The sequence below is a fragment of the Streptomyces sp. SCSIO ZS0520 genome (genome assembly GCF_025643355.1).
In the GTDB taxonomy this organism is placed as follows: domain Bacteria; phylum Actinomycetota; class Actinomycetes; order Streptomycetales; family Streptomycetaceae; genus Streptomyces; species Streptomyces physcomitrii.
Map to the genome: position 1 here is coordinate 3,958,136 of NZ_CP092644.1, position 23,668 is coordinate 3,981,803.

Below are 23,668 nucleotides of genomic sequence, written 5' to 3' on the forward strand. Positions count from 1 at the left end.
AGTACGTACGGGAGCGGGCCTGCTGGTGGTCCGTCCGGAAGCGGACCGGCGGGCGGTACGTCCAGGGGCGGACCGGCGGCCGGTGCCTCCGCCGCGGGAGCACCGGGAGCCGGAGAGCCGTCCGCCACGGGAGCACCCGGCGCCGGGGAGCCGTCCGCCGTGGGAGCGCCCGGCGCCGGGGAGCCGCCCGCCGCCTCCGCGGGACATGTCCTGGTCGTGGACGACGATCCGACCGTGGCCGAGGTGGTGGCCGGGTACCTGGAGCGGGCCGGGTTCGGCGTGGACCGGGTGGCGGACGGGCCCGCCGCGCTCGCCCGGGCCGCCGCACGCCGCCCCGACCTGGTGGTCCTCGATCTGATGCTGCCCGGCATGGACGGTCTTGAGGTCTGCCGCCGCCTGCGCGCCGAGGGCCCGGTCCCGGTGATCATGCTGACCGCGCGCGGCGACGAGGAGGACCGCATCCTCGGCCTGGAGGTCGGCGCCGACGACTACGTCACCAAGCCCTTCAGCCCGCGCGAACTCGTGCTGCGCGTCACCTCCGTCCTGCGCCGCAGCCGGGCCGCCGCGGCACGCGAACCGGTGCCCGAGACCCTGCGGGCCGGCGCCCTCCGGGCCGAACCCGCCGCGCACCGGGCCGCCAAGAACGGCACCGAACTCGCCCTCACCGTGCGGGAGTTCGACCTGCTGGTCTTCTTCCTGCGGCACCCGGGCCGGGCCTTCGGACGCGAGGAGCTGATGCGCGAGGTCTGGGGCTGGGACTTCGGCGACCTGTCCACGGTCACGGTCCACATCCGCCGCCTCCGCGCCAAGATCGAGGACGACCCGGCCCGGCCCCGGTTGATCCAGACGGTGTGGGGGGTGGGCTATCGCCTCGAAGCGGGGGGTGAGTCCGGGGGCGGCCCGGCGGGCGACCCGGGCGGTGAGGGGGTCGGCGATCCGCGGACCGGCGGTTCTGGGATCGGTGGTCCTGGGATTGCCGGTCCTAGGACCGGCAGTTCCGGGACCGCCAATCCCAGGATCGGCAGTTCCGGGATCACCAATCCCAGGATCGGCGGTTCCGGGATCACGGATCCCAGGACCGGCGGTTCCGGGATCACCGATCCCAGGCCCGGGGATCCCAGGACTGGCAATCCCAGGACCACCGATCCCGGGACAGCCGCTCCAGGGACCGGAGTTCCTCGGACCCCCGATCCAGGCACCACGACTCCTCGGACTCCCACCCCCGGAACCACGACTCCTCGGCCCCCCGCCCCCGGAACCGCCGAGTCTGAACCCAACGATCCCGGGCAGACCAAGGACCACCACCGCACCCTCCCCGCACCGCGTCCCGCTCATCTGCCTCCCACCCTCGCCCCCGCTCCCCCTCCCTCTCCCCGCCTCCCCCGCCCCGATCCCGAGGTCTGATCCCGTGCACGACGTACTCGCCATGGCCCTGCTCGCCTTCCTCGGGGCCGCGGCCGCGGGCCTGCTCGGCGCGGGAGCGCTGGTGCTGCTGCGGCACCGTTCGCTGACCGTCTCGCTGACGGTGGTCTCGGCGGTCGCGGTCACCGCGATGCTCGCGGGCACGCTGGCGGTCGCCTGGGCGATGTTCCTCTCGGCGCACGATCTGACGGTGGTCACCACGGTGGTGGCGATGGCCGCCGTGGTCTCGCTGGCCACCGCGCTGCTGCTCGGCCGGTGGGTGGTGGCCCGCAGCCGGGCGCTCACCCTGGCCACCCGTACCTTCGGCGAGGGCGGCAGCTTCGACGCCCCCGGTGAACCGGCGACCGCCGAACTGGCCGCGCTCTCCCGTGAGTTGGAGGCCACCAGCAGCAGGCTGGCCGAGTCCCGCACCCGCGAGCGCGCCCTGGAGGCCTCCCGCCGCGAGCTGGTCGCCTGGATCTCGCACGATCTGCGGACCCCGCTCGCGGGCCTGCGCGCCATGGCGGAGGCCCTGGAGGACGGGGTGGCGGCCGAGCCGGAACGCTATCTGCGCCGGATGCGCACCGAGGTCGAACACCTCGACTCGATGGTCGGCGACCTCTTCGAACTCTCCCGTATACACGCCGGGGCGATGGAGCTGACCCCGTCCCGGATGAGCGTCTACGACCTGGTCGGCGACGCGCTCGCGGGCGCCGACGCGGTGGCGCGCGAGCACGGGGTACGGCTGGTCGGCGACCGGGTGGCCGCGCTGCCGGTGGAGGTCGACGGCAAGGAGATGAGCCGCGTCCTCGGCAACCTGCTCCTCAACGCGATCCGCCGCACCCCCGCCGACGGCACCGTCGCCGTGACCGCCGAACGCTCCCCCGGGGGCGTCGTCCTCGCGGTCACCGACGGCTGCGGCGGCATCCCCGAGGAGGACCTGCCCCGCGTCTTCGACACCGGCTGGCGCGGCACCGCCTCCCGCACCCCGCCCGGCGCCGGCCTGGGCCTCGCCATCGTCCGCGGCATCGTGGAGGCCCACCGCGGCCAGGCCGCCGTCCGCAACGTCACCGGCGGCTGCTGCTTCGAGGTGACCCTGCCGGTGGCGGAGGCCTGACCCCGAAGAGGTCCACGGCAGCCCCGGACCGCCTCGACCACGCCCCCGACCCCGGGCGATACTGAAGCGCCCGTCACCGCGTGCCCTTCCTGTGCACGGCCGAACCCGAGTTGAGCCCGTCCATGAACTTCGCCCCGCCGCCTGCCCACCCCGCCCCGGGGCACCCCGCTCCCTGGACCGCCCCGACGCCCGTGGAGCACGCCCTGTACGAGGCCCGGGGCCGCGGCGACTGGCCCGGGTACTTCGACGTACTCGCGCGGGCGAAGCTCTTCTTCGAGATACGGCCGGACAAGGCGGACGCGCAGGATTCCGTCTACCCGGCCTTCCGGCACGACCCCTGGGGCAGGAACCGCTGGCTGCACCTGTACACCGAGGGGATGCTGCCGCCGCCGGTGCCGGGGCAGTTCTTCGACTGGGAGCCGCTGCGCTGGTTCGCCCAGCCCTCCTGGCTGGTGCCGCGGGTGGCGACGAGCTTCGTGGTCAACCCGGGCAGCCCCTGCGAGGCGGTGCTGCCGACCGTGCCGCCGCACCACGCGCTGTGGGCGGGGGCCGGGGAACGCGCCGGAATGCCGCGCTTCGCGGGACAGTTGCGTGCCCTGAACGTGGGCGGCGCGCTGCGCGGACCGGTCGCGCACGGGCTCGCCTGCGGGGCGCTGCTCTGCGTCAGCAACGGCTCGCTGTGGAACGCCATGGCCTGGCACGGCACCGGATACCCGGGTGAGCGGCAGCGGCTCAAGGAGTGGTGGGGCATCACCACCCGGGAGCAATGGCTGGGCGCGCTCGGGCAGTTGCTCGACTGCGAGGCGCACAGCGCGGTATGGGAGTTCGCGCTCGGGCTGCGCCGCACCATCGCCCGCGACTTCGGCGGGCACGTCGACCCGGCGTACTGGCGGCAGTCGGTGGAGATCGTGATGCGCCGCAACGCGGGCGAGGCGGCGGAGCTGACCGCCGAGGGCGTCACCCGGATCGAGCCCCGGCCCGAGTCCGAAACGGCGGCCCGTATCGAGGGCGTGCAGCGGCTGATCGGACGCATCACCCGCTACGAGGCGCGGATGCGGGCCGACGGCATCCTGGACGCGAACAGATACGTGACCTCCGTGGAGGCCTGGGACCTCGGGCGGGCCTCGAAGATGGCGAGATGGGGTCTCGGCGCCCGGTTCGGCACCCTGGAGGAGGCGGAGCGCGCGGTGGTCCAGGCGGGCCGGAGCGCCGCCCTCACCTACCGCTCCTGGCAGGACTTCTCGGCCGGATACATCCTCGGGCGCTGCCTCCACTTCGACGAGGAGGAGTTCGGCTCCTGGTACGAGGAGATGGCCGAAGCCCACCGGATCCTGATGACCGAAGAGGCGAGCCCCTGGCGCAACATCCCGTTCCGGTAGGCCGCGCCCGGCGCTCCGGTCTCCGTCTCCGGCCTCCGGTCTCCGGTCTCCGGTCTCCGGTCTCCGGTCTCCGAGGCCGAGACCAACGGACCAGCCGTCCAACTGCCGTGCAGACGGGCCCCGTTGAGCCCGGCCACCAGCGCGGCACCGGAACCGAATCCGGAACCGAATACGTGACCGGACCGCCGACGCCCGCACGCACGCCCGCCCGCCCGCCCGCGCACCGACGCCGCACGCACGCCGAAGGGCCCGCCGCGACCATCGCGACGGGCCCTTCCCGCAGTGCTGCTACGGCTGTTGCGCCGCCGCCCCTCAGTCCCGCTGGGCCGAGGCCGGGAGCTTGCGGAGGGTCATGTTCTTCGCGGTCTTGGTGCCGAAGGCGTGGTCCATGAGCTTGCCCGCGTCCTTGAAGCGGTCGGCGGAGTCGTTCAGGAGGACGCCGACCACGGTCTTGGAGCCGCGGGTGCCCGCGAAGACGAGGCAGGGTCCGGCCGGGGTGTTGGTGCCGGTCTTGACGCCGATCGTGCCCTTGTAGGAGCCGAGCAGCTTATTGGTGTTGTACCAGGTGTAGGTCCGGGTGCCGCCGTTCGCGGCGGGGGCCTTCTGGACGGTCTGGGTGGACTTCACGACGGTGCGGAAGTCGGTCTTCTTCAGGGCGTGGCGGGTGAGGTTCGCCAGGTCCTTCGGGCTCGAATAGGTCTTGCCCTTGGGGGAGTTGCCGTCGAAGGAGTCGAAGGCGGTGTTCTTCAGGCCGAGTTCCTTGGCCTTGGCGTTCATCTTGGAGATGAAGGACTTCGTACGCGCGGCGGTGGTCTTGCCGCTGCCGAAGGTGTCCGCGAGCGCCATGGCGGCGTCGCAGCCGGAGGGCAGCATCGTCGCGTAGAGGAGCTGGCGCACGGTGAGCTTGTCGCCGGTGCGCAGGTCGGCGGTGCTGGCGCCCATCTTGGCCACGTAGTCGCGGTAGGCCTGCTTGACCGTGACCTTGCGGTTGAGGTCGACGCCCTTGGTGTCGAGGACGACGCTGACCGTCATGATCTTGGTGGTGCTCGCCATCTGGCGGCGGGTGTCACCGGCCTTGCTGAACAGGCTCTTGCCGTTGGCGTTGTCCAGCAGATAGGCGCCCTTGGCGCCGACCGTCGGGGCCTTGGCGGCGGCCGGTGCGGCCTGGACCGGTGCCGCCTGGGCGGGCGCGGCCAGGGCGCCGCCCGCGAGGACGAGGCCGGTGGTCAGGGCGATGCCCGCGGTCGTGCGGGCGCCGGTGAGGCGAAGACGTGCGCTCACAGCGCGTACCCCCGTTGATTCGCTTGTCAAGGTGAACGCTCCGGTGTGATCGAAGGACCGAATGGTTCGCTCTACCTGAGAGGTTCTGTCGAGATGCCGAAAGGTGATGTCTGGAATAAGGCGGAACGTCTGGTATGGGTGCCCGCGTCTGCTCAGCCGTCGGTGAGCAGTCCGCCCGCGACCACGGCGATCCCGGACGGGGCGCCTGTGATCCGCATGACGAACCGGGGCAACCGGAGAATACGCGGTCCCCGGCGGCCCGCACCGCCCTCCCCCTCCAACGTGCCGAAATCGGAACCGCATCGCCGCACCGGACCACACCCGCGGACGGGACCTCCCGGCCGCGCGGCGATCCGTACGGCGTCTTTCCGCTGTCCGCATGGCGAAACGCCGGAGCTCTCGGATACCTGTTGCATCTAAGCTGTGCGCATGCCTGCCGCGCCCGCCGAGACCGCCCTGACCACCACCGGCTCCCCCGCCGCGACCCCCGGCCCGACCGCCGCCGCGCACGCCCCCGGCAAACAGCCCCCCGCCGCCGAGCGGGTCTACCAGCACGTCAAGCACGCCGTACTGGAACGGCGTTACGAGGGCGGCACCCTGCTCACCGAGGGCGAGCTGGCGGAGGCGACCGGGGTCTCGCGCACCCCGGTGCGGGAGGCGCTGCTCAAGCTGGAGGTCGAGGGGCTGCTCAAGCTGTACCCGAAGAAGGGGGCGATGGTGCTCCCGGTCTCCGCGCAGGAGATCACCGATGTCGTCGAGACCCGGCAGCTCGTCGAGACGCACGCGGTGCGCAAGGCCGTCCCCGCCCCGCCGGCCCTGCTCGCGCGCCTGGCGGAACTCCTGGAGCGGCAGAAGGCGCAGGCCGCCGCGGGCGATCTGGCCGCCACCGCCGTCACCGACCGCTGCTTCCACGCCGAGATCGTCCGCAACCTGGGCAACGACATCCTCTCCCGGCTCTACGACCAACTCCGCGACCGGCAGCTGCGGATGGGCATCGCCGTGATGCACTCGCACCCGGACCGCATCGCCAAGAACATCGCCGAGCACGCCGAGATCCTCGCCGCCCTGCGCGCCGAGGACGCCCCGCTCGCCGAGGACCTGGTGCACCGGCACGTCAGCTGGTTCTCGCATCTGGCCCGGGGTGAGGCCCGGTGAGCACCCGCGAGGCGGCCGCGCCGCTGCTGCCGGGCGATCCTCCGGGCGGGCGCCGCGCGATCGCCGTCTGGTCCATCGGCGTCTCCGTCTACTTCGTCGCCGTCATCTTCCGCACCTCGCTCGGCGTCGCCGGCCTGGACGCCGCCGACCGCTTCGACGTCAACGCCTCGGCCCTGTCCACCTTCTCCATCCTGCAACTGCTCGTCTACGCGGGCATGCAGATACCGGTGGGCCTGCTCGTCGACCGGCTCGGCACCAAGCGCGTCCTGACCATGGGCGTGGTCCTGTTCACCCTCGGCCAGCTCGGCTTCGCCTTCTCCACCTCCTACGGCTCCGCGCTGGCCTCGCGGGCGCTGCTCGGCTGCGGGGACGCGCTGACCTTCATCAGCGTGCTGCGGCTCGGCACCCGCTGGTTCCCGGCCCGGCGCGGGCCGCTGGTCGCCCAACTCGCCGGTCTGGTGGGCATGGCGGGCAATCTGGTCTCCACCCTGGTGCTCGCCCGGCTGCTGCACGGTCTGGGCTGGACCGCCGCTTTCGCGGGCAGCGCCCTGTGCGGGGTGCTCGTCCTGGTCCTGCTGCTGCTCTTCCTGCGCGACCACCCCGAGGGCTTCGCGCCGGAACCGGCGACCCACCGGGGCGCCGCCTTCGTACGCCGCCAGATCGCCGCCTCCTGGCGAGAACCCGGCACCCGGCTCGGCCTCTGGGTGCACTTCACCACGCAGTTCCCGGCGATGTTCTTCCTGCTCCTGTGGGGGCTGCCGTTCCTCGTCGAGGCGCAGGGCATGTCACGCGGCGGCGCGGGCACCCTGCTCACCCTGGTCGTGCTCTCCAACATGGCCGTCGGCCTGGTCTACGGGCAGGTGATCGCCCGGCACCAGAACGCCCGGATGCCGATCGCGCTCGGCACGGTGGCCTCAAGTGCCCTGCTGTGGGCGGCCGTTCTGGCCTGGCCCGGGGCGCACGCCCCGCTGTGGCTGCTGATCGTGCTGTGCACGGCCCTCGGCGCCTGCGGACCGGCCTCGATGATCGGCTTCGACTTCTCCCGCCCGGCCAACCCGCCGGAGCGCCAGGGCACCGCCTCCGGGATCGTCAACATGGGCGGCTTCGTCGCCTCGATGACGACGCTCTTCCTGGTCGGCGTGCTCCTCGACCTCACCGGCGACAACTACCGCCTGGCCTTCTGCGCCCTCTTCGTGCTCCAGGCCCTCGGCCTCAGCCAGATCCTGCGGCTGCGCGGCCGGGCCGCCCGCCGCGAGGACGAGCGGCTGGTCGCGAGCCGGGTGGAGACGGTGCACGTCCCCGTCTGACCGCCGTACGGGGAGCAGGCGTTCAGAAGGTGACCACGATCTCCCGGAGCACCGCGTCCGCGAGTTCCTGGTCGCCCTCGGCCTTGATCTCCCCGGCGGCGGACTCCGGGGTGACGCGGCCGCAGGCGAGCCGGTAGAAGGTCTCCCAGTCCAGGCTGAGGGTCAGGGTGGGGCCGAGCGAGGGGGAGCCGTCGATGGTGCCCCGGCCGTTCGCGTCGACCCGTACGGTGCGCAGGAACTCGACGGGGCCGCCGACGTCGAAGACGACCGCCGAACCGGGCGCCGCCCCGGCCCGCTTGGCGACGATCTTCGGCAGCTCGTCGAGGATCGTGTCCCGTACGACCGCGGAGCCCGGGGAGTCCAGGTCGCCGGGGGTCGCGAGCGCGGCGCGCAGGTCCTGGGCGTGCACCCAGGTGTCGAAGACCCGGCCGCGCAGGTGGTCCTCGAGGGTCTGGTTCCGGCCGAGGAGTCCGCGGATCTCGGTGTCGGGCTCCCGGTACTCGTTGCGCAGCTGGCGCGAGCGGCGGATGATCGTGTACTCCAGCTCCGCGGTCATCTCCGGGGCGGTGTGGTGCCGCCGGACGTCGACCTGGACCTCCATGTACCGCTGCGGCTCGGTCTTCACGTGGTAGAGGTCGCGCGGCAGGGTGTGGATGGGGCGGGGGTCGCCGAGCGCCTCGCACTCCATGCCGATCACATGGGAGACGACGTCCCGCACCGACCAGCCGGGGCAGGGGGTCGCCCGGTTCCACTCCTGGTCGGGCAGCGGCGTCACGAGCTGGGATATCGCTTCTGCGGCGTGGGTCCAGGCATCGGCATAGGGCTGAAGGCTGGGATGGAGACTCACGAGACCCCTCGGGCGTGGCGGACGTACGGTGGCCGGCGGTTGCTGGTCGGACGGTGTCGGCCGGGCGGCGGACCGGCGCGGAGGCCGACCGCGGTGGAGCGGTGCCGACTGTTTTCGGTCGTGGAAGGCCGGGGGCTCCCCCGCTACAGACAGTACGCTGCCCGAAGGCACCCCGGCAGTGCTTTCGGATGACGATCGTAGGCCGTAACGACGACCCCAACGCCAGGACGGTGGTACTGTGCGCGCTTCCCTCCTCCAGATCGGACCAGACGGCGACGAACCGGTGGATTCCCTTCGCGACAGGGCGAGTTCGCTGGTACAGGAACAAGCCGGGGCGGATCTGGTGATCCTCCCCGAGCTGTGGACCACCGGCGCCTTCGCCTTCGAGCGCTTCGCCGCGGAGGCCGAGCCGCTGCGCGGGCCCACCTACGAGCTGATGGCCGAATCCGCGCGGAAGACCGGGGTGTGGCTGCACGCCGGGTCGATCCCGGAGCGCGCCGAGGACGGCACCCTCTACAACACCTCGCTGGTCTTCGGCCCGGACGGTGAACTCGCCGCCTCCTACCGCAAGATGCACCGCTTCGGCTTCGACCGGGGCGAGGCGGTCCTGATGGGCGCGGGCACGGAGCTGGTCACGGTTCCGCTGCCCGGCACCACGCTCGGCCTGGCCACCTGCTACGACCTGCGCTTCCCCGAGCTGTTCCGGGGCCTGGTCGACGCGGGCGCCGAACTCCTGCTGGTCCCCGCGGGCTGGCCCGAGCGCCGCCGCGCCCACTGGACCCTGCTCGCCCAGGCCCGCGCCGTCGAGAACCAGGCGTACGTCCTGGCCGTCGGCTCGGCCGGTACGCACGCCGGGGTGCCGCAGGCCGGGCACAGCATCGCCGTCGACCCCTGGGGCGCGGTGCTCGCGGAGGCGGGCCACGGCGAGCAGGTGCTCACCGTGGACCTGGACCCGGCCCGGGTCGCCGCCACCCGCGAGGAGTTCCCGGCGCTGAAGGACCGGGTCCTCGGCCGCTGAACCGGCCCCGGGCGGCGGCCGGTTCGGGCTCCCGAGCGGCCGCCGGTTCCGGCCGGCGGCCATCCGTCCGCCGGTCCCCTAGTCCTCGTCCCGTTCCTTGTCCGCGAGATGGATCACACAGACCGCGACGGCGATGAGCAGCGCCGGGTCGGCGTCCTCGCGCACCACCTCGACGCCGTAGGTCTCCCGCACGCGCAGCCAGCGGCGGGAGATGTCCGCGAGGAGTTCGCCGTCGTACTCGATGGCGAACTCGCGGTCCAGGATCTTGCCGCTGACGTCGAGTTCGGTGCCGTCGGCGAGGCTGACGCGGTAGTGGTTGCGCAGCAGGGACAGGCGCTTGCGCTTGATGGTGGCGAGGTCCTCGCCGTCCCGGGAGATCACCATGGTGTCGCGCAGCGCGAACATCTTCTGGTGGATGTCGATGAGGACGTTGCCGCCGGTGTCCTTCAGCTCGAAGGTGTCCCGCAGCCGCATCGCCTTGCCGTCGACGAGGAAGACCTTGCCGCCGTGCTCGTCCTCGATCCAGTAGTCCTCCCCGATGCCGAGGAGCCGGTCGCGTACGAGGTACTTGCCTGAGCGGGGAGTGTGGTCCCCGGGGGAGTTCCGCATGCTGGACGGCTTCCCCGGGGGCGCCCGGCTCACGCGGGCGGTAGGCCGGGGGACTGAGAAGGCGGGGGTCGGCACGGGCGCGGGGCGCGCGAAATCCCGTTGCCCGCCCCGGCGTGCCCCGGGTAGCTTCCCGGCGCATGTCCGCCCCCGGCACGCCCCGCACGCCCCGCACCTCTCCCGCGCTCCGGTCCGCCCGGCTGCGGCTCGACCCGTACGCACCCGCCGACGAGGAGTCCTTCCTCGGCCTGTTCCAGCAGGCGGAGGTGGCCCGGTGGATGGGCGACGGTCTGGCCCCGGAGGCGGAGGACCGGGCGCTGTTCGGGCGGATCTTCTCCCGGGTGTACGCGGGCGGGCTCTTCGACGTCTGGGCGGTGCGGCTGCGGGACGCGGCGGCCCCCGGCGGCCACCGGTACATCGGCCACGCCGAGGTCAAGCCCTCCGGGGCGGTACCCGGCGGCCACGAGATCATCTACGCCCTCGACCCCGCCGCCTGGGGCCGGGGCCTCGGCTCGGAGCTGGCGGCGGCCCTGGTCGCGTACGGCTTCGGGGAGCTGGGCCTCGCGGAGGTGCACGCCACGGTGGCCGCGCCGAACTCCGGCTCGCTGGCCGTCCTGGACCGCCTCGGCTTCCGGCACGTACGGGACCTCGCGGAGGAGGACGGGAGCACCACGCGGCTGCTCGCCCTCGGGCGGGAGCGGGCGGCCCGCGGCGGCCCGGCGCCCGGTTGCTAGCCTCGCCGCTCGGACAGGACGACTCACGGCAGGCGGGGACGGCTGATGGCGGACGAGGTCTACGTGGGCCGGGCGGGCCCGGACGCGGCGCTCGACCGCGGCTGGCTGCTCGGGCACTTCAAGGACCCCGGCGACCCCCGGCACAGCGAGGCCGTGGAGATCAAATGGGGCGTCCACCCGCCCGGCGACACCCGCGCCGAGTGGGTGCGCGGCGAGGAGCGCACCGCCCTGCTCGTGCTGATCTCCGGGCGCTTCCGGATGGAGTTCCCGGGCCGCGCGGTGACCCTGGCCGAGCAGGGCGAGTACGTGGTCTGGGGCAAGGGCGTCGACCACTCCTGGTACGCGGAGGAGGCCTCGGTGGTGCTCACCGTGCGCTGGCCCTCGGTGCCCGGCTACCGGGCGCCGGCGCCGGGCCCGGGCCAGGACCCCGGGGATGGCACCCTGGAACCATGAACGACGTGCCCCCGGCCCCCCGCCGCCCCCGTGTCCGCGCCCCTGAGCTGACCGGCGAGGGCGGCTGGCTCAATACCGGCGGCAAGGAGCTGAGCCTCGCCGGGCTGCGCGGGCGCATCGTGATCCTGGACTTCTGGACCTTCTGCTGCATCAACTGCCTGCACGTCCTGGACGAGCTGCGCGAGCTGGAGGAGAAGCACCGCGACACCGTGGTGGTCATCGGGGTGCACTCGCCGAAGTTCGTGCACGAGGCCGAGCACGCGGCCGTGGTGGACGCCGTCGAGCGCTACGGGGTCGAGCACCCGGTCCTCGACGACCCGGAGCTCGCGACCTGGAAGCAGTACGCGGTCCGGGCCTGGCCGACCCTGGTGGTGGTCGACCCGGAGGGCTATGTGGTCGCCCAGCACGCGGGCGAGGGCCACGCCCACGCGCTGGCCCGGCTGGTCGCGGAGCTGGAGGCCGAGCACGCCGCCAAGGGCACCCTGCGGCGCGGCGACGGCCCCTACGTACCGCCGGAGCCGGTCGCCACCGATCTACGCTTCCCCGGCAAGGCGCTGCTGCTCCCCTCGGGGAACCTCCTGGTCTCCGACACCACCCGGCACCAGCTGGTCGAGCTGGCCCCGGACGGGGAGCGGGTGGTGCGCCGGATCGGCTCCGGGCAGCGCGGCCTCACCGACGGGGAGCCCGCCGCGGCCTCCTTCAGCGAGCCGCAGGGGCTCGCGCTGCTCGACGACTCCACCGTGGTCGTCGCGGACACCGTCAACCACGCGCTGCGCGCCCTCGACCTGGACTCCGGGCGGGTGCGCACCCTCGCGGGCACCGGCAGGCAGTGGTGGCAGGGCTCGCCCGTCAGCGGCCCCGCCCGCGAGGTCGACCTCTCCTCGCCCTGGGACGTGGCGCTCTTCGGCGGCCAGGTGTGGATCGCCATGGCGGGCGTGCACCAGCTGTGGACGTACGACCCGGCCGCCGGGAGGGTCGGGGTGGCGGCGGGCACCACCAACGAGGGGCTGCTCGACGGCCCCGGGGAGCAGGCCTGGTTCGCGCAGCCCTCCGGGCTCGCCGCGGCCGGGGACCGGCTCTGGCTCGCCGACTCCGAGACCTCCGCGCTGCGCTGGGTGGACACCGGCGGCGCCGTGCACACCGCGGTCGGCACCGGCCTCTTCGACTTCGGCCACCGCGACGGGGCGGCGGACCAGGCGCTGCTCCAGCACCCGCTCGGGGTCACCGCGCTGCCGGACGGCTCGGTCGCCGTCAGCGACACCTACAACCACGCGCTGCGCCGCTACGACCCCGCGACCGGCGAAGTCACCACGCTGGCAACGGACTTGCGGGAGCCCTCGGACGCGGTCCTGGTCGGCGAGGACATCGTGGTGGTGGAGTCGGCCCGGCACCGGCTGACCCGGCTGAGGCTGCCCGAGGAGGCGGTACGGGTGGAGTCCGTCGCCCACCGCACCCAGCGCGCCGCCACCGAGGTCGCGCCGGGCAGCCTCGCCCTGGACATCGTCTTCCAGGCCCCCGCGGGCCAGAAGCTCGACACCCGCTACGGCCCCTCCACCCGCCTGCTCGTCTCCGCCACCCCGCCGGAGCTCCTCCTCGGCGGCGAGGGCCCCGGCACCGACCTGGCCCGCACCCTGGAGCTCAACCCGGAGCTGACCGAGGGCGTCCTGCACGTCTCCGCGATGGCCGCCTCCTGCGACGACGACCCGGCCAACGAGTACCCGGCCTGCCATGTGCACCAGCAGGACTGGGGCGTGCCGGTCACCGTCACCGAGGGCGGCGCGGCCCGGCTGCCGCTGGTGCTCGCGGGGATGGACGAACAGGGGGCGGGCGGCGCGCAGGCCTGAGGAGCCCGCCGCACCGGTTCTCCCGCCCCGGGTCCTCAAGTCCGCAGGTAGGAAGCCCCGTTGAGGTCGAGGACGGTGCCGGAGGCCCACTCGGCCTCCGGCGAGGCCAGCCAGAGCACCGCCGCGGCGACCTCCTCGGGCTCGGCGACCCGGCCGAACGGCGACTGGGCGCGGATCGCCTCGCCGGAGGCGCCGTTGAGCCGGTCCGCCACACGTTCGGTGGCGAAGAAGCCGGGCGCGACGGAGGCCACCCCGATGCCGTGCGGGGCGAGGGCGACCGCCAGGGACTGCCCGAGGGCGTGCACCGCGGCCTTGGTGGCGCCGTAGGCGGGGTGCTCGGGCTCGCCCCGGAAGGCGCCCCGGGAGCCGATGTTGACGATCCGTCCGCCGGACCCCTGCGCGATCATGCGCTGGGCGGCGAGGTGGCTGAGGTGCGCGGTGGCGAGCAGGTTGACGTTCACATGCTGCTGCCAGGCGGCGGCCCAGGCGGCGTAGGAGGTCTCGGCGGGCGGGTGCGCCGGGGTGCTCGCCGCCGCGTTGTTGACCAGCACGTCGAGCCCGCCGAGGCCGTCCGCCGCCTCGGCCGCGACGCGCTCGGCGCCCTCCGGCACCGAGAGGTCGCCGCCGACCAGGACATGGGCCCCTTCCGCGGGGGCCGCGAGCGAGTCGAGGGTGGCGCGGGCCTGCTCCGGGCGGCTCGCGTAGTGCACGGCGACCCGGTCGCCCCGGGCGGCGAAGGCCTGGGCGAGGGCGCGGCCGAGGCCCCGGGAGGCCCCGCTGACGAGGACGCGGCGGGCGGTGGGGGTGGCGGGCATGGATCACCTTGGGAGAGAGGGGGAGTCAACACGCGCTAGGCGCAGGTCGGTTGGCGGACGGGCTCAGTCCGGGCAGTTGCGCAGCGAGGAGTACTGGAGCCGGTCGTGGGCCAGCCGGATCCCCGGCAGCCAGAGCGTGTGCTCCTTCTGCCGGACCCGGTACCAGACGCTGCTGTGGCCGCCGACCTCGTCGGTGACCGTCACCCCGTTGGCGATCCGGCAGTCGGCGGTCAGCCGGTCGCCGTGCCAGACATGGCCGCCGATATTGGAGGGCCGGTAGGGCGCGTACGGGTCCAGGGCGAGGCCGAGGCGGCACTCGCGGGCGCGCTCCCGCGCGTGCTCCCGGGTGCAGTTCTGGTCGATGTTGTGGACGGTGACCACTTCGGTCGCGCTGCTCTTCTGCCCGTCCTCGCCGCCGGAGGAGGAGCCGCCGCCGAGCGACATGGCGAGGGCCGCGGAACCGGCGAGCACGACCAGCACACCGAGGCCCGCGAGCACGGCGAACCGCTTCCCGCGGCGCGGACCGCCCCCCTCGGGCCCGCCGTCCGCCGGATCCCGGTCCGTACCGTCGGCGCGGTCCGCACCCTCCTCCGGCCGGTCCGGTCCCTGCGGGGGCTCCCCCGCCAACTCCTGTGCCCCCGCGGCGTCCACGGCCAGATGCAGCAGCCGTACCAGCTCGGGGAGGCGGTCCTCGCCGGTGAAGGAGAGCTTGCACCACTGCACCAGGAGGCGCTCGTCGGGCAGCGACTGGCCGCGCAGATAGCGGGAGAGCGAGGAGCGGCTGGCCGGCAGCCGGCTCTCCAAGTCCGAGAGGCTCAGGCCCAGTTCGCCGTGCATGTGGCGCAGCGCCGTCACGAAGTCGCGTACCGGCCCGGTGAGTTGCTCGGGCAATGGGGCGAGCGGCTTGCGGCGCGGGTTGTCGGGGCGCTTCTGATTCCCATGCACGCACGGCATTTGAGCACAGCCGGAGCGTACATGCGAGAGGCACCTCCGCTCTCGTGTGGCGAAGGTGCCCCTAGTGACACGATTCGGGCGGTGGCCCGGACCGGACGGGTGACTCGGTGACCGAGCGGCCCCCCGTGGCAGCTCGCTCGCCTCTCCCGTACGCCGGTCCGGGTCCGCCTCGTGGAGCGTCCGGTCGTGGGGTACCGGACGCCGCTGGTGGAAGGACCGCTCAGTCGGTGTACTTCAGCGGCCGGTAGGGCGTGAACACCGTGTCGTTCAGCCCGTAGGTCAGGGAACGGTGGTCGGTGCCGTGGCCGCCGCGCTGCTCGTAGGCGGTGTAGGAGGTGTGCGCCTCGTCGTCCCACTTCTCGAACATCACCACGTGCCGGGTGTTGCTGTCGCCGTCCGCGTCGATGAGCAGGTCACCGGGGCGCAGGTCGGCCACCGCGATGGGCGTGGTGATCTCGGGGCTGGTCAGGCCCACGGTGTTCGGTCCGGGTGCGCCCAGGTCCAGCGCCATCGAGACATAGCCGGAGCAGTCCTGGCGGTAGCCGTCGGTCCAGAAGTCGGTCTGGCTGTACGGGACTTGGGCACCGTTGTTGGCGGTGAGCCAGGTGGCCGCGCGCTGCAGGGCCTCGGCGCGGGTGCCGCCGGGCTGCTGCGGCGGGGTCTCGCCGCCCTTGACCGGCACGCCCGGCAGCGAGTCCTGCGGGATGTCCACCGCGACCACGCTGAGGAAGCCCTCGACGGGTGCGGTGAGGTGCGCCATATAGGTCGAACAGGCGCTGCCCTCGCAGAGCTTGCGCCCGGTGTCCACCTGGTAGTCCGCGGTGATCCGGTCCGCCCCGGGCGCCGTCTTGTTGAGCGTGCCGACGGCCGCCGAGCCCGCGTCCGCCTCGGCGTGCACCACCCAGCCGGTCCCCCAGGTCGGGAACTCGGTTCCGGCGGCGCCCTGCCGGACGTCCGCGACCGAACGCGCCGTGGTGCCCGCCGCGCGGTCCTGGACGTCCACGGCCGCGTGGCCGGGTTCCGCGGCACCGGCGGCGGCCGAGAGCCCCGAGAGTCCCGCGACGGTGATCCCGCCCGCGGCGAGCGCGGGCAGCACCTTGCGGGTCAGTCGCCTGCGGAGTGTGCCATGCCCGTGGGACGTGCCCCCGTCGTTCCGCATGCCTCTCTCCCCTCGATCAGGGGGCCGCCCGCACCGCGCCGGATGGCGCCGTACCGGGTGGCCCTGTCGACGGGACTCATCCTCGGCCGCCCGAGGGGGCCCGCGCGGCGCCCGGGCCCCCGGTGGGACAGGGATCTCGGCCGCACCGCGCTGACCTGCTGGGACGTCAGGCCGGTACGCGAGGGACGGGACGTACCCGCGGGTCCGCTGGGACGTGACGGGACACCGCGGGGGGCTCCGGGACCCGGCCGGGGTCCTCCGGGGCCGGGCTCACAGCGGGTTCTGGTGGCGGTCCTCGATGACCGTGGCCTGCGGCACGACGGCCCGGCGCCGCTTGTAGATGCTGGTGAACGCGGCGACCCCGAGCAGACCGGCCGCCATCAGGATCACCCCGATGAGGTTCACATTCGCCCCGTCAATGTCCCAGTCGGTGGCGAAGGCGAGAATGGCCCCCACGGCGATCAGGAGAATCGATCCGCCCAGGCCCATATGTCTCAACTCCCTCGTGCGTACGGAGTGTTCGTTCCGTATGGATGGTCGTTCGGCTCTGCTGCGGGTACCCGCAGGGCGTCATGCCATGCACGAGGGGCGGACGGAGCCGCCGCGCGCGGGGCCGGGCCGCCTCCGCTCAGCCGTCCAGGAAGGCGACCAGGGCGCTGGTGAGCAGCGAGGGGTCCTCGGCCGCGCACAGCTCGCGGGCGCTGTGCATGGACAGGATCGCGACGCCGATGTCCACCGTCCTGATGCCGTGCCGGGCCGCGGTGATCGGGCCGATGGTGGTGCCGCAGGGCATGGAGTTGTTGGAGACGAAGGACTGGAAGGGCACCCCGGCCTTCTCGCAGGCCGCGGCGAACACCGCCCGGCCGCTGCCGTCGGTGGCGTAGCGGTTGTTGACGTTGACCTTGAGGATGGGGCCGCCGCCCGCCCGGGGGTGGTGCGTCGGGTCGTGGCGCTCGGCGTAGTTGGGGTGCACCGCGTGGCCGGTGTCGGAGGAGAGGCAGACCGTACCGGCGAAGGCGCGGGCGCGGTCCTCGAAGCCGCCGCCGCGGGCGAAGATGCTGCGCTCCAGGACCGAGCCGAGCAGCGGGCCGTCGGCGCCGGTGTCGGACTGCGAGCCGCTCTCCTCGTGGTCGAAGGCGGCGAGCACCGGGATGTGGCGCAGCGAGCCCGAGCTGCTCGCGGCGGCCAGCGCCGCGGTGCCCGCGTGCACGGAGAGCAGGTTGTCCATCCGGGGGCCCGCGACCAGTTCGCGGTCCCGGCCGAGGTAGGCGGGCGGCTCGATGGAGTGGGTCATCAGGTCCCAGCCGGTGACCTCGCCCTCGGCGAGTCCGTACTCCTGCTCCAGGAAGCGGATCAGATCGCCCTCGTGCGCCTCGCCGAGTCCCCAGACGGGCTGGACGTGGCGCTGCTTGTCGAGCTGGAGGCCGTCGGTGCCGACCGCGCGGTCGAGGTGGATGGCGAGCTGGGGGACGCGCAGCAGGGCGCGGTCGACGTTGACCAGGCGGCTGGCCCCGTCCCGCAGCGAGAGCCGCCCGGCGAGGCCGAGGTCGCGGTCCAGCCAGGAGTTGAGCAGCGGGCCGCCGTAGACCTCGACGGCGACCTGGCGCCAGCCGTGCGCGGAGGTGTCGGGGAGGGGTTTGATCCGCAGGTTCGGGGAGTCGGTGTGCGCGCCGACGATCCGGAAGGGCGTGTGCGGCTCGGCGCCCTCGGGCACGAACCAGGCGATGAGCGCGCCGCCGCGCAGGACGTAGCGGCCGCCGGTGCCGCCCTCCCAGGCGTCGGTCTCGGCGACCTGACGGAATCCGGCCTTCTCCAGGCGCTCCGCGGCGTTCGCCACCGCGTGGTACGGCGTGGGGCTCGTCGCCAGGAAGGACATCAGGTCGTCGGTGTGGCCGCGGTCGAAGCGGGGGGGTGTGCTCATGGGTTCACCTTAGCTACGTACGCCTGCGCGGTCCGGGGGAAGCTTTCGTCCGGCCGCCCGCACGGGCGAGGGCCCGTCCCCGATGTCCGGGAACGGGCCCTTGGCGCACGGGCGCTGAGGGATGACGGGCGCTCAGAAGGCCGCTTCGTCCAGCTCCATCAGGCCGAGGTCCACCGACTCGGAGAGCTGGCGCTGGAGCGCCAGGCCCGAGAGGATGTTCGCGGCGAAGAACTTGGCCGCGGCGATCTTGCCCTGGTAGAAGGCCTTGTCCTTGCTGGAGGCGCTCGGCAGCTTCTCGGCGGCGACGGCCGCGCCGCGCAGCAGCAGGTAGCCGACGACCACGTCGCCGGAGGCGAGCAGCAGGCGGGTGGCGTTGAGGCCGACCTTGTAGATGGACTTGACGTCCTTCTCGGTGCCCGCGAGGTCGGTCAGCATGGTGCCGACGATGGACTCCAGGTCGACCGCGGCCTTGCCGAGCTGCTCGCGCGCCTCGGCGAGCTCCTCGCCGCCGGAGGCCTCGGCGAGGAACTTCTTGATGTCCTCGGCGAGCGAGTTCAGCGCGGCGCCCTGGTTGCGGACGATCTTGCGGAAGAAGTAGTCCTGACCCTGGATCGCGGTGGTGCCCTCGTAGAGGGTGTCGATCTTGGCGTCCCGGATGTACTGCTCGATCGGGTACTCCTGCAGGTAGCCGGAGCCGCCGAAGGTCTGCAGGGACTGCGCGAGCTGCTCGTAGGCCTTCTCCGAGCCGTAGCCCTTCACGATCGGCAGCAGCAGGTCGTTGAGGTTGCTCAGCTCGGTGACGTCGTCGCCGTTGGCCTCGCCGAGCGCGATCGCGTCCTGCACGGTCGCGGTGTGCAGCACCAGGGCGCGCATGCCCTCCGCGTACGCCTTCTGCGTCATCAGCGAGCGGCGCACGTCGGGGTGGTGGGTGATGGTGACCTTGGGCGCGGTCTTGTCCATGAACTGCGCGAGGTCGGGGCCCTGCACGCGCTCCTTGGCGTACTCCAGGGCGTTGAGGTAGCCGGTGGAGAGGGTGGAGATCGCCTTCGTGCCGACCATCATGCGGGCGAACTCGATGATGCGGAACATCTGGCGGATGCCGTCGTGCTTGTCGCCGATCAGCCAGCCCTTGGCGGGGTGCTGGTCGCCGAAGGTCATCTCGCAGGTGTTGGAGGCCTTCAGGCCCATCTTGTGCTCGACGTTGGTGGCGTAGACGCCGTTGCGCTCGCCCAGCTCGCCGGTCTCGAAGTCGAAGAGGAACTTCGGCACGAGGAAGAGGGAGAGGCCCTTGGTGCCCGGTCCCGCGCCCTCGGGGCGGGCGAGCACGTAGTGGATGATGTTCTCCTCCATGTCGTGCTCACCGGAGGTGATGAACCGCTTCACGCCCTCGATGTGCCAGGAGCCGTCCTCCTGCTGCACGGCCTTGGTGCGGCCGGCGCCCACGTCCGAACCGGCGTCCGGCTCGGTGAGCACCATGGTGGCGCCCCAGGTCTTCTCGACCGCGATCTTCGCGATCTCCTGCTGCTGCGCGGTGCCCTCCTCGAAGAGGATGCGCGCGAAGGCCGGGCCGGAGGAGTACATCCAGATCGCCGGGTTCGCGCCGAGGAGCAGCTCCGCGTACGCCCAGATCACGGACGGCGGGGTGCTGGTGCCGCCGATCTCCTCGGGCAGGCCGAGGCGCCAGTACTCGGAGTCCATGAAGGCCTTGTAGCTCTTCTTGAAGGACTCGGGGACGGGCGCGGTGTTGGTCGCCGGGTCGAAGACCGGCGGGTTGCGGTCCGCGTCGGCGTAGGACTCCGCGAGCTCGTTCTCGGCGAGGCGGTTGATCTCGGAGAGGATGCTCTTGACGGTGTCGGTGTCCATCTCCGCGAACGGGCCGGTGCCGTACAGCTTGTCGCGGCCGAGCACCTCGAAGAGGTTGAACTCGATGTCACGGAGATTCGACTTGTAGTGCCCCATGGCGTAAAGCTCCGAATTCAATTGCGGTGGCGCACGGCGCCCCGGGCGGGGGTGCCGGCCGCGGACGGCGGTTCCTCGTGCTGACCCTGTGACGGTGCGTCTGGTGACGGTGTGACCGGTTCGGTGGTCGGGTGGCGACCCCCTACCGGCAGTCGTAGTCATGATGATGCTACCCACCGGTAATAACGCGCAAGCCCGCGTGGCGAAGTGTGAGGTGGTCTACCCGGACCGGACCGCGGACCCGACCCGCTGGCCGGGATCCGCCCCCGCCGCCCCGGTCCGCTCCCCGGCGCGTACCCCCGCTCGGTACTCTGTGCGCCATGTACGGCTACGACCAGCACGCGGGGCCCACGGCCCAGGGGCAGCAGTACGCGCCGCCCCAGCCGCCGCCACAGCAGGCCCCCGGCGGGTACGGCCAGCAGCCGCCGCCGCTCTACCCCGAGCCCTCCCCGCCCTCGCTCGCCGACGCGGTGCGGGCCTTCACCACGGGCTCCATGGCGGCCGAGGACTTCCAGCAGATCTTCTCCACCGCCAAGGTGTACTGCCCGCGCGGCGACAACCCCGGCTTCCTCGCCCTGCACAACACCCAGCAGCCGGTGATCCCGATGTTCACCTCGCTGAAGGAGCTGCGCCGGTACGCGGGCAAGGAGTCCAAGTACTTCGTGATCACCGGCGCCGAGGTGATCGACCTGCTGCCGACCGGCTACGGCTTCGTCCTGGACATGGAGGGCGAGCACCGCATGGTCTTCGACGCCAAGGCCGTGGAGCAGATGGTCGACTTCGCGATGCGGCGGATGTACGGCTGAGGCCCGCCGCCCGGCCCCGCACCACCGCTCCTCCTCCGCGCGCCTCCGCCCCTGCCCCGCGCAACTCCCTTTCCCCTCCGCCCGGTTGAGGGCGGGCGCCGCCGCGCCCCCGCGGCCGGCCGCGCGCCGGTGCCCTGACCTCGCGCGCTCTTTTCTTACGTATCCGTAGCAGGCCCCTCCCGGATGGGCGGGCGCGGTGCGGGGCTCTAGCTTCCTGGCAACCGGCCGGATGCCCCCAACCCCCGGCCGGGCGGCCGGAATACCCCTGTTCCGGTCCGGCGCACACGTCCGCGGCCCAGGACGGGCCCCGGGCAGGGCGTCTCTCCCCCCACTCATGAGGAGACTTGTCATGCTCACACGAATCGCCACGGCGGTCGGAGCCGCACTCGTCGCCGCCGTGGCCCTCACGGTGCCCGCCGCGGCCGACAACGCGGACAGCGCCCCGGCCCGCGCCACCACGACCCGCTCGGCGGACGCCGCGACCACGGCGCAGGCGGCGAAGTCCGCCCCGCAGGCGGACGCCAGAAAGGCCGCGGCCTGGGGCTACGTCATCGACGGCTCCTGTGGCGGCCGGGAGGGCCAGATCCGCGGCGGCGCCAACTACTGGGGCGGCGCCACCGAGGGCTCCGGCACCCCGGTCAACTGCGTCAGCGGCTACGTCGAGGGCTGCGGCGCCCGCGGCTCCGAGCCGGTCTACCAGGCCGGCGGGGTCATAGGCTGCAACTGGGGCGCCGGTCAGAAGATCACGCTCTCCACGCTGGCCAGCGACTTCCAGCTGCTCGCCGCCCACGAGTTCGGCCACAACTGGTACGGCCACTCCGGCTACGCGTGCATGAGCTGGAACAGCCCGGACGAGGTCATGGCGCCCACCATGTGCGGCTGACCCCCCCGGTTCCGGCCGACCCGGCCGGGCACAGCACGGCCGAACACCGCACAGCCGAACACGGCCCCCGCGAGCGGATCCCTCCGCCCGCGGGGGCCTTCGCGCTGTCCGGGCGCGGGCTGGGGCGCCCGGGGCGCGGGAATACCCGGACGCCGGGTGCGGTTCCCCTCGACAGAAAGTTCAGAGTTCAACTAAACTCGGCGCACAAGGAGGTACGGACCATGCCCGCAGTGACCGTAGAGAACCCGCTGACCCTGCCCCGGGTCGCCGCCCCGGCCGAGGCCACCGCCCGCAAGGTGCTGGCCGTGAGCACCGCGCCCAGCGGTTTCGAGGGCGAGGGATTCCCGGTGCGCAGGGCCTTCGCCGGGCTCGCCTACAAGCACCTCGACCCGTTCATCATGATGGACCAGATGGGCGAGGTGGACTACGCGCCCGGCGAGCCCAAGGGCACCCCCTGGCACCCCCACCGCGGCTTCGAGACCGTCACGTACCTCATCGACGGAAGCTTTGTGCACCAGGACACCAACGGGGGCGGCGGCACCCTGAACAACGGCGACACCCAGTGGATGACCGCGGGGTCCGGGCTGCTGCACATCGAGGCGCCGCCCGAGGAACTCGTCGTCTCCGGCGGCCTCTTCCACGGCCTCCAGCTGTGGGTGAACCTGCCCGCCAAGGACAAGATGATGGACCCCCGCTACCAGGACATCCGCGGCGGCCAGGTCCAGCTGCTCAGCTCCCCGGACGGCGGCGCGCTGCTGCGCGTGATCGCCGGTGAGCTGGACGGCCACGAGGGCCCCGGCATCACCCACACCCCGATCACCATGGTCCACGCGACGGTCCGCCCCGGCGCCGAGGTCACCCTGCCCTGGCGCGCGGACTTCAACGGCCTCGCCTACGTCCTCGCCGGAGCGGGCAGCGCGGGCGCCGAACGCCGCCCGGTGCACAGCGGCCAGACCGCCGTCTTCGGCCCCGGCTCCTCGCTCACCGTCCGCGCGGACGAGAAGCAGGACGGCCACACCCCCGACCTGGAGGTCGTCCTCCTCGGCGGCCGCCCCCTGCGCGAGCCGATGGCGCACTACGGCCCGTTCGTGATGAACACCCGCCAGGAACTCCAGGAGGCCTTCGAGGACTTCCAGAAGGGCCGCCTCGGCACCGTTCCGGCGGTGCACGGGATGTGAGGAGCGGGGCACCGGCCCCGGTCGCGGCGCGATGACGGCGACCGGGGCTGTGCCCTGCTCAGCCTCGGTCCGACTCGCCACCGAGCCGTACCGGAACCACCGTCAGCAGTTCCGAAAGCCCGGTGAAGTCGGCCGGGTTCGTCGTGAAGAGCGGCAGGCCCTCGGCGATCGCGGTGGACGCGATCATGAGGTCCACCACCCGGCCGCGCGGTTTGCGCCCGGCCGCGACGACCGCGGCGCAGACCCGCCCGTAGACGCGGGCGGCCTCGGCGTCGAAGGGGAGCGGATCGAACTCGTTCTCGGCCCGCTGGAGTACGTCCATCCGCCGGGCGCGTTCGGCGTGCTCGTCGTAGAGGTCCTGCTCCTCGTTCCTGCGCACGGCGTGCGGCCCTGCGGAGAGTTCCGCCAGGGTGAGCGCGCTGATCGCGACCTCGTCCGGAAGATCCGCCACGGCGATCCGGCTCCGCTGGATCAGGATGTTGGTGTCGAGCAGGCCCTGCCGGTACGAGGGCGCGGCCGCACCTGGGGGATCGGGCTCCCCGCGCCCGGTCCGCTCAGCGGTCATAGGGGTCGCTCGGCGCCTGGTCCGCCAGCGCGTCCTGGTCGGCCCGGAAGGCCTCCCGCGACACCTCGGGCGCCGACCGGGACATCGCGGCGAACTCCGCGCGGGGTACGAAGCGGCGCCGCCGGCGGAGCGGGACCAGCTCGCCGATCCGGTGGCCGTCACGGGTCACCGTGAACGCCTGTCCGCCCTGGACCGCGTCCATGATCTCCTTGGACCTGTTGCGCAGATCGCGCTGGGTCACCTCAGGCTGAATACTCACGGGATCCATCGTACGCGGCTGGTGCTA

General features: G+C 73.0%; 22 protein-coding genes and 1 pseudogene. 12 read left to right on the top strand and 11 right to left on the bottom strand.

The annotated features are described in order from the left end of the window. Positions 1-159: 159 nt before the first annotated feature. The 3 genes and pseudogenes from MID12_RS15275 to MID12_RS15285 form a co-directional block, all read left to right on the top strand. A pseudogene (locus MID12_RS15275) lies at positions 160-885 on the top strand (response regulator); the annotation flags it as partial. Positions 886-1,426: 541 nt separating this feature from the next. Further along, the gene (locus tag MID12_RS15280; RefSeq protein WP_040257309.1) at positions 1,427-2,518 is read left to right on the top strand and encodes a sensor histidine kinase; all 1,092 of its coding nucleotides are present in this window, start codon (positions 1,427-1,429) and stop codon (positions 2,516-2,518) included. A 122-nt stretch (positions 2,519-2,640) separates the two neighbouring features. After that, positions 2,641-3,897: a DUF1266 domain-containing protein gene (locus MID12_RS15285; protein ID WP_040250973.1), complete on the top strand. Its 1,257-nt coding sequence runs from the start codon at positions 2,641-2,643 to the stop codon at positions 3,895-3,897. Between the two features lie 312 nt (positions 3,898-4,209). On the opposite strand, the gene MID12_RS15290 is transcribed toward MID12_RS15285, so the two are convergent. Continuing rightward, a complete protein-coding gene (locus MID12_RS15290; RefSeq protein ID WP_040250975.1) occupies positions 4,210-5,178 on the bottom strand; it encodes a D-alanyl-D-alanine carboxypeptidase family protein in 969 nt (322 codons plus the stop codon). A 429-nt stretch (positions 5,179-5,607) separates the two neighbouring features. Here MID12_RS15290 and MID12_RS15295 point away from each other — a divergent pair, with 429 nt between their 5' ends. Both MID12_RS15295 and MID12_RS15300 read left to right on the top strand, forming a co-directional pair. Further along, positions 5,608-6,333, top strand: a complete 726-nt coding sequence (locus tag MID12_RS15295) for a GntR family transcriptional regulator (RefSeq protein WP_078844991.1) — start codon at positions 5,608-5,610, stop codon at positions 6,331-6,333. Further along, on the top strand, positions 6,330-7,640 hold the full coding sequence (locus MID12_RS15300; RefSeq protein WP_040250981.1) for an MFS transporter: 1,311 nt from the start codon (positions 6,330-6,332) through the stop codon (positions 7,638-7,640). Before MID12_RS15295 ends, MID12_RS15300 begins: the two co-directional genes overlap by 4 nt. 22 nt (positions 7,641-7,662) lie before the next feature. Here MID12_RS15300 and MID12_RS15305 read toward each other — a convergent pair whose 3' ends face one another. Next, on the bottom strand, positions 7,663-8,487 hold the full coding sequence (locus MID12_RS15305) for a maleylpyruvate isomerase family mycothiol-dependent enzyme (protein WP_040250984.1): 825 nt from the start codon (positions 8,485-8,487) through the stop codon (positions 7,663-7,665). A gap of 238 nt (positions 8,488-8,725) precedes the next feature. On the opposite strand from MID12_RS15305, the gene MID12_RS15310 reads away from it, so the two are divergent. Further along, positions 8,726-9,505, top strand: coding sequence for a carbon-nitrogen family hydrolase (locus MID12_RS15310; RefSeq protein ID WP_263167826.1), 780 nt, complete (start codon positions 8,726-8,728; stop codon positions 9,503-9,505). A gap of 78 nt (positions 9,506-9,583) precedes the next feature. Here the strand turns inward: MID12_RS15310 and MID12_RS15315 are convergent, their stop codons facing one another. Further along, positions 9,584-10,114 carry an LURP-one-related/scramblase family protein gene (locus MID12_RS15315; protein ID WP_052482370.1) on the bottom strand — a complete coding sequence of 177 codons (531 nt, stop codon included), beginning with the start codon at positions 10,112-10,114 and terminating at the stop codon, positions 9,584-9,586. Positions 10,115-10,251: 137 nt separating this feature from the next. Between MID12_RS15315 and MID12_RS15320 the strand changes: the two genes are divergently transcribed. Genes MID12_RS15320 through MID12_RS15330 form a run of 3 tightly spaced genes read left to right on the top strand, consistent with a single transcriptional unit; the run spans position 10,252 to position 13,142 of the window. After that, complete coding sequence (locus tag MID12_RS15320; protein ID WP_263167828.1) at positions 10,252-10,845, top strand: GNAT family N-acetyltransferase; 594 nt, start codon at positions 10,252-10,254, stop codon at positions 10,843-10,845. A 45-nt stretch (positions 10,846-10,890) separates the two neighbouring features. After that, positions 10,891-11,298: a signal peptidase I gene (locus tag MID12_RS15325; protein WP_263167831.1), complete on the top strand. Its 408-nt coding sequence runs from the start codon at positions 10,891-10,893 to the stop codon at positions 11,296-11,298. Continuing rightward, positions 11,295-13,142, top strand: a complete 1,848-nt coding sequence (locus MID12_RS15330) for an NHL domain-containing thioredoxin family protein (protein ID WP_040250994.1) — start codon at positions 11,295-11,297, stop codon at positions 13,140-13,142. The genes MID12_RS15325 and MID12_RS15330 overlap by 4 nt, the downstream gene beginning before the upstream one ends. 35 nt (positions 13,143-13,177) lie before the next feature. Here MID12_RS15330 and MID12_RS15335 read toward each other — a convergent pair whose 3' ends face one another. From MID12_RS15335 to MID12_RS15360, 6 genes are all read right to left on the bottom strand, one after another. Then, a complete protein-coding gene (locus MID12_RS15335; RefSeq protein ID WP_263167833.1) occupies positions 13,178-13,957 on the bottom strand; it encodes an SDR family NAD(P)-dependent oxidoreductase in 780 nt (259 codons plus the stop codon). 63 nt (positions 13,958-14,020) lie between these two features. Beyond that, complete coding sequence (locus MID12_RS15340) at positions 14,021-14,911, bottom strand: helix-turn-helix domain-containing protein (RefSeq protein WP_411576960.1); 891 nt, start codon at positions 14,909-14,911, stop codon at positions 14,021-14,023. 220 nt (positions 14,912-15,131) lie between these two features. Then, positions 15,132-16,070 carry a hypothetical protein gene (locus tag MID12_RS15345; RefSeq protein WP_263167836.1) on the bottom strand — a complete coding sequence of 313 codons (939 nt, stop codon included), beginning with the start codon at positions 16,068-16,070 and terminating at the stop codon, positions 15,132-15,134. A gap of 270 nt (positions 16,071-16,340) precedes the next feature. Next, positions 16,341-16,559 (bottom strand): DUF6458 family protein, encoded by a 219-nt coding sequence (locus tag MID12_RS15350; RefSeq protein WP_040251002.1) that lies wholly within the window; start codon positions 16,557-16,559, stop codon positions 16,341-16,343. 139 nt (positions 16,560-16,698) lie between these two features. Further along, positions 16,699-17,991, bottom strand: a complete 1,293-nt coding sequence (locus MID12_RS15355; protein ID WP_040251007.1) for a M18 family aminopeptidase — start codon at positions 17,989-17,991, stop codon at positions 16,699-16,701. Positions 17,992-18,123: 132 nt separating this feature from the next. Then, complete coding sequence (locus MID12_RS15360; RefSeq protein WP_040251010.1) at positions 18,124-19,950, bottom strand: acyl-CoA dehydrogenase; 1,827 nt, start codon at positions 19,948-19,950, stop codon at positions 18,124-18,126. Between the two features lie 320 nt (positions 19,951-20,270). Here MID12_RS15360 and MID12_RS15365 point away from each other — a divergent pair, with 320 nt between their 5' ends. The 3 genes from MID12_RS15365 to MID12_RS15375 all read left to right on the top strand — a co-directional run bounded on the left by MID12_RS15365 (position 20,271) and on the right by MID12_RS15375 (position 22,817). Further along, a complete protein-coding gene (locus MID12_RS15365) occupies positions 20,271-20,756 on the top strand; it encodes an SseB family protein (RefSeq protein ID WP_040251012.1) in 486 nt (161 codons plus the stop codon). A gap of 349 nt (positions 20,757-21,105) precedes the next feature. Continuing rightward, positions 21,106-21,639: a hypothetical protein gene (locus MID12_RS15370; protein WP_052482373.1), complete on the top strand. Its 534-nt coding sequence runs from the start codon at positions 21,106-21,108 to the stop codon at positions 21,637-21,639. A gap of 221 nt (positions 21,640-21,860) precedes the next feature. After that, positions 21,861-22,817, top strand: a complete 957-nt coding sequence (locus MID12_RS15375; protein ID WP_040251018.1) for a pirin family protein — start codon at positions 21,861-21,863, stop codon at positions 22,815-22,817. A gap of 58 nt (positions 22,818-22,875) precedes the next feature. Here the strand turns inward: MID12_RS15375 and MID12_RS15380 are convergent, their stop codons facing one another. Both MID12_RS15380 and MID12_RS15385 read right to left on the bottom strand, forming a co-directional pair. Next, the gene (locus tag MID12_RS15380) at positions 22,876-23,382 is read right to left on the bottom strand and encodes a type II toxin-antitoxin system VapC family toxin (RefSeq protein WP_263167841.1); all 507 of its coding nucleotides are present in this window, start codon (positions 23,380-23,382) and stop codon (positions 22,876-22,878) included. Then, entirely contained in the window at positions 23,372-23,650 is a 279-nt protein-coding gene (locus MID12_RS15385) for a type II toxin-antitoxin system prevent-host-death family antitoxin (protein ID WP_040251034.1), read from the bottom strand. The genes MID12_RS15380 and MID12_RS15385 overlap by 11 nt, the downstream gene beginning before the upstream one ends. Between the last annotated feature and the right edge of the window lie 18 nt (positions 23,651-23,668).

Excerpts from the sequence above, each read along its gene's own strand:
- MID12_RS15280 (WP_040257309.1), top strand. The coding sequence starts at position 1,427 with ATGGCCCTGCTCGCCTTCCTCGGGGCCGCGGCCGCGGGCCTGCTCGGC.
- MID12_RS15285 (WP_040250973.1), top strand. The coding sequence starts at position 2,641 with ATGAACTTCGCCCCGCCGCCTGCCCACCCCGCCCCGGGGCACCCCGCT.
- MID12_RS15295 (WP_078844991.1), top strand. The coding sequence starts at position 5,608 with ATGCCTGCCGCGCCCGCCGAGACCGCCCTGACCACCACCGGCTCCCCC.
- MID12_RS15315 (WP_052482370.1), bottom strand. The coding sequence starts at position 10,114 with ATGCGGAACTCCCCCGGGGACCACACTCCCCGCTCAGGCAAGTACCTC.
- MID12_RS15320 (WP_263167828.1), top strand. The coding sequence starts at position 10,252 with ATGTCCGCCCCCGGCACGCCCCGCACGCCCCGCACCTCTCCCGCGCTC.
- MID12_RS15325 (WP_263167831.1), top strand. The coding sequence starts at position 10,891 with ATGGCGGACGAGGTCTACGTGGGCCGGGCGGGCCCGGACGCGGCGCTC.
- MID12_RS15330 (WP_040250994.1), top strand. The coding sequence starts at position 11,295 with ATGAACGACGTGCCCCCGGCCCCCCGCCGCCCCCGTGTCCGCGCCCCT.
- MID12_RS15335 (WP_263167833.1), bottom strand. The coding sequence starts at position 13,957 with ATGCCCGCCACCCCCACCGCCCGCCGCGTCCTCGTCAGCGGGGCCTCC.
- MID12_RS15340 (WP_411576960.1), bottom strand. The coding sequence starts at position 14,911 with ATGCCGTGCGTGCATGGGAATCAGAAGCGCCCCGACAACCCGCGCCGC.
- MID12_RS15345 (WP_263167836.1), bottom strand. The coding sequence starts at position 16,070 with ATGCGGAACGACGGGGGCACGTCCCACGGGCATGGCACACTCCGCAGG.
- MID12_RS15350 (WP_040251002.1), bottom strand. The coding sequence starts at position 16,559 with ATGGGCCTGGGCGGATCGATTCTCCTGATCGCCGTGGGGGCCATTCTC.
- MID12_RS15355 (WP_040251007.1), bottom strand. The coding sequence starts at position 17,991 with ATGAGCACACCCCCCCGCTTCGACCGCGGCCACACCGACGACCTGATG.
- MID12_RS15360 (WP_040251010.1), bottom strand. The coding sequence starts at position 19,950 with ATGGGGCACTACAAGTCGAATCTCCGTGACATCGAGTTCAACCTCTTC.
- MID12_RS15365 (WP_040251012.1), top strand. The coding sequence starts at position 20,271 with ATGTACGGCTACGACCAGCACGCGGGGCCCACGGCCCAGGGGCAGCAG.
- MID12_RS15370 (WP_052482373.1), top strand. The coding sequence starts at position 21,106 with ATGCTCACACGAATCGCCACGGCGGTCGGAGCCGCACTCGTCGCCGCC.
- MID12_RS15375 (WP_040251018.1), top strand. The coding sequence starts at position 21,861 with ATGCCCGCAGTGACCGTAGAGAACCCGCTGACCCTGCCCCGGGTCGCC.
- MID12_RS15380 (WP_263167841.1), bottom strand. The coding sequence starts at position 23,382 with ATGACCGCTGAGCGGACCGGGCGCGGGGAGCCCGATCCCCCAGGTGCG.
- MID12_RS15385 (WP_040251034.1), bottom strand. The coding sequence starts at position 23,650 with ATGGATCCCGTGAGTATTCAGCCTGAGGTGACCCAGCGCGATCTGCGC.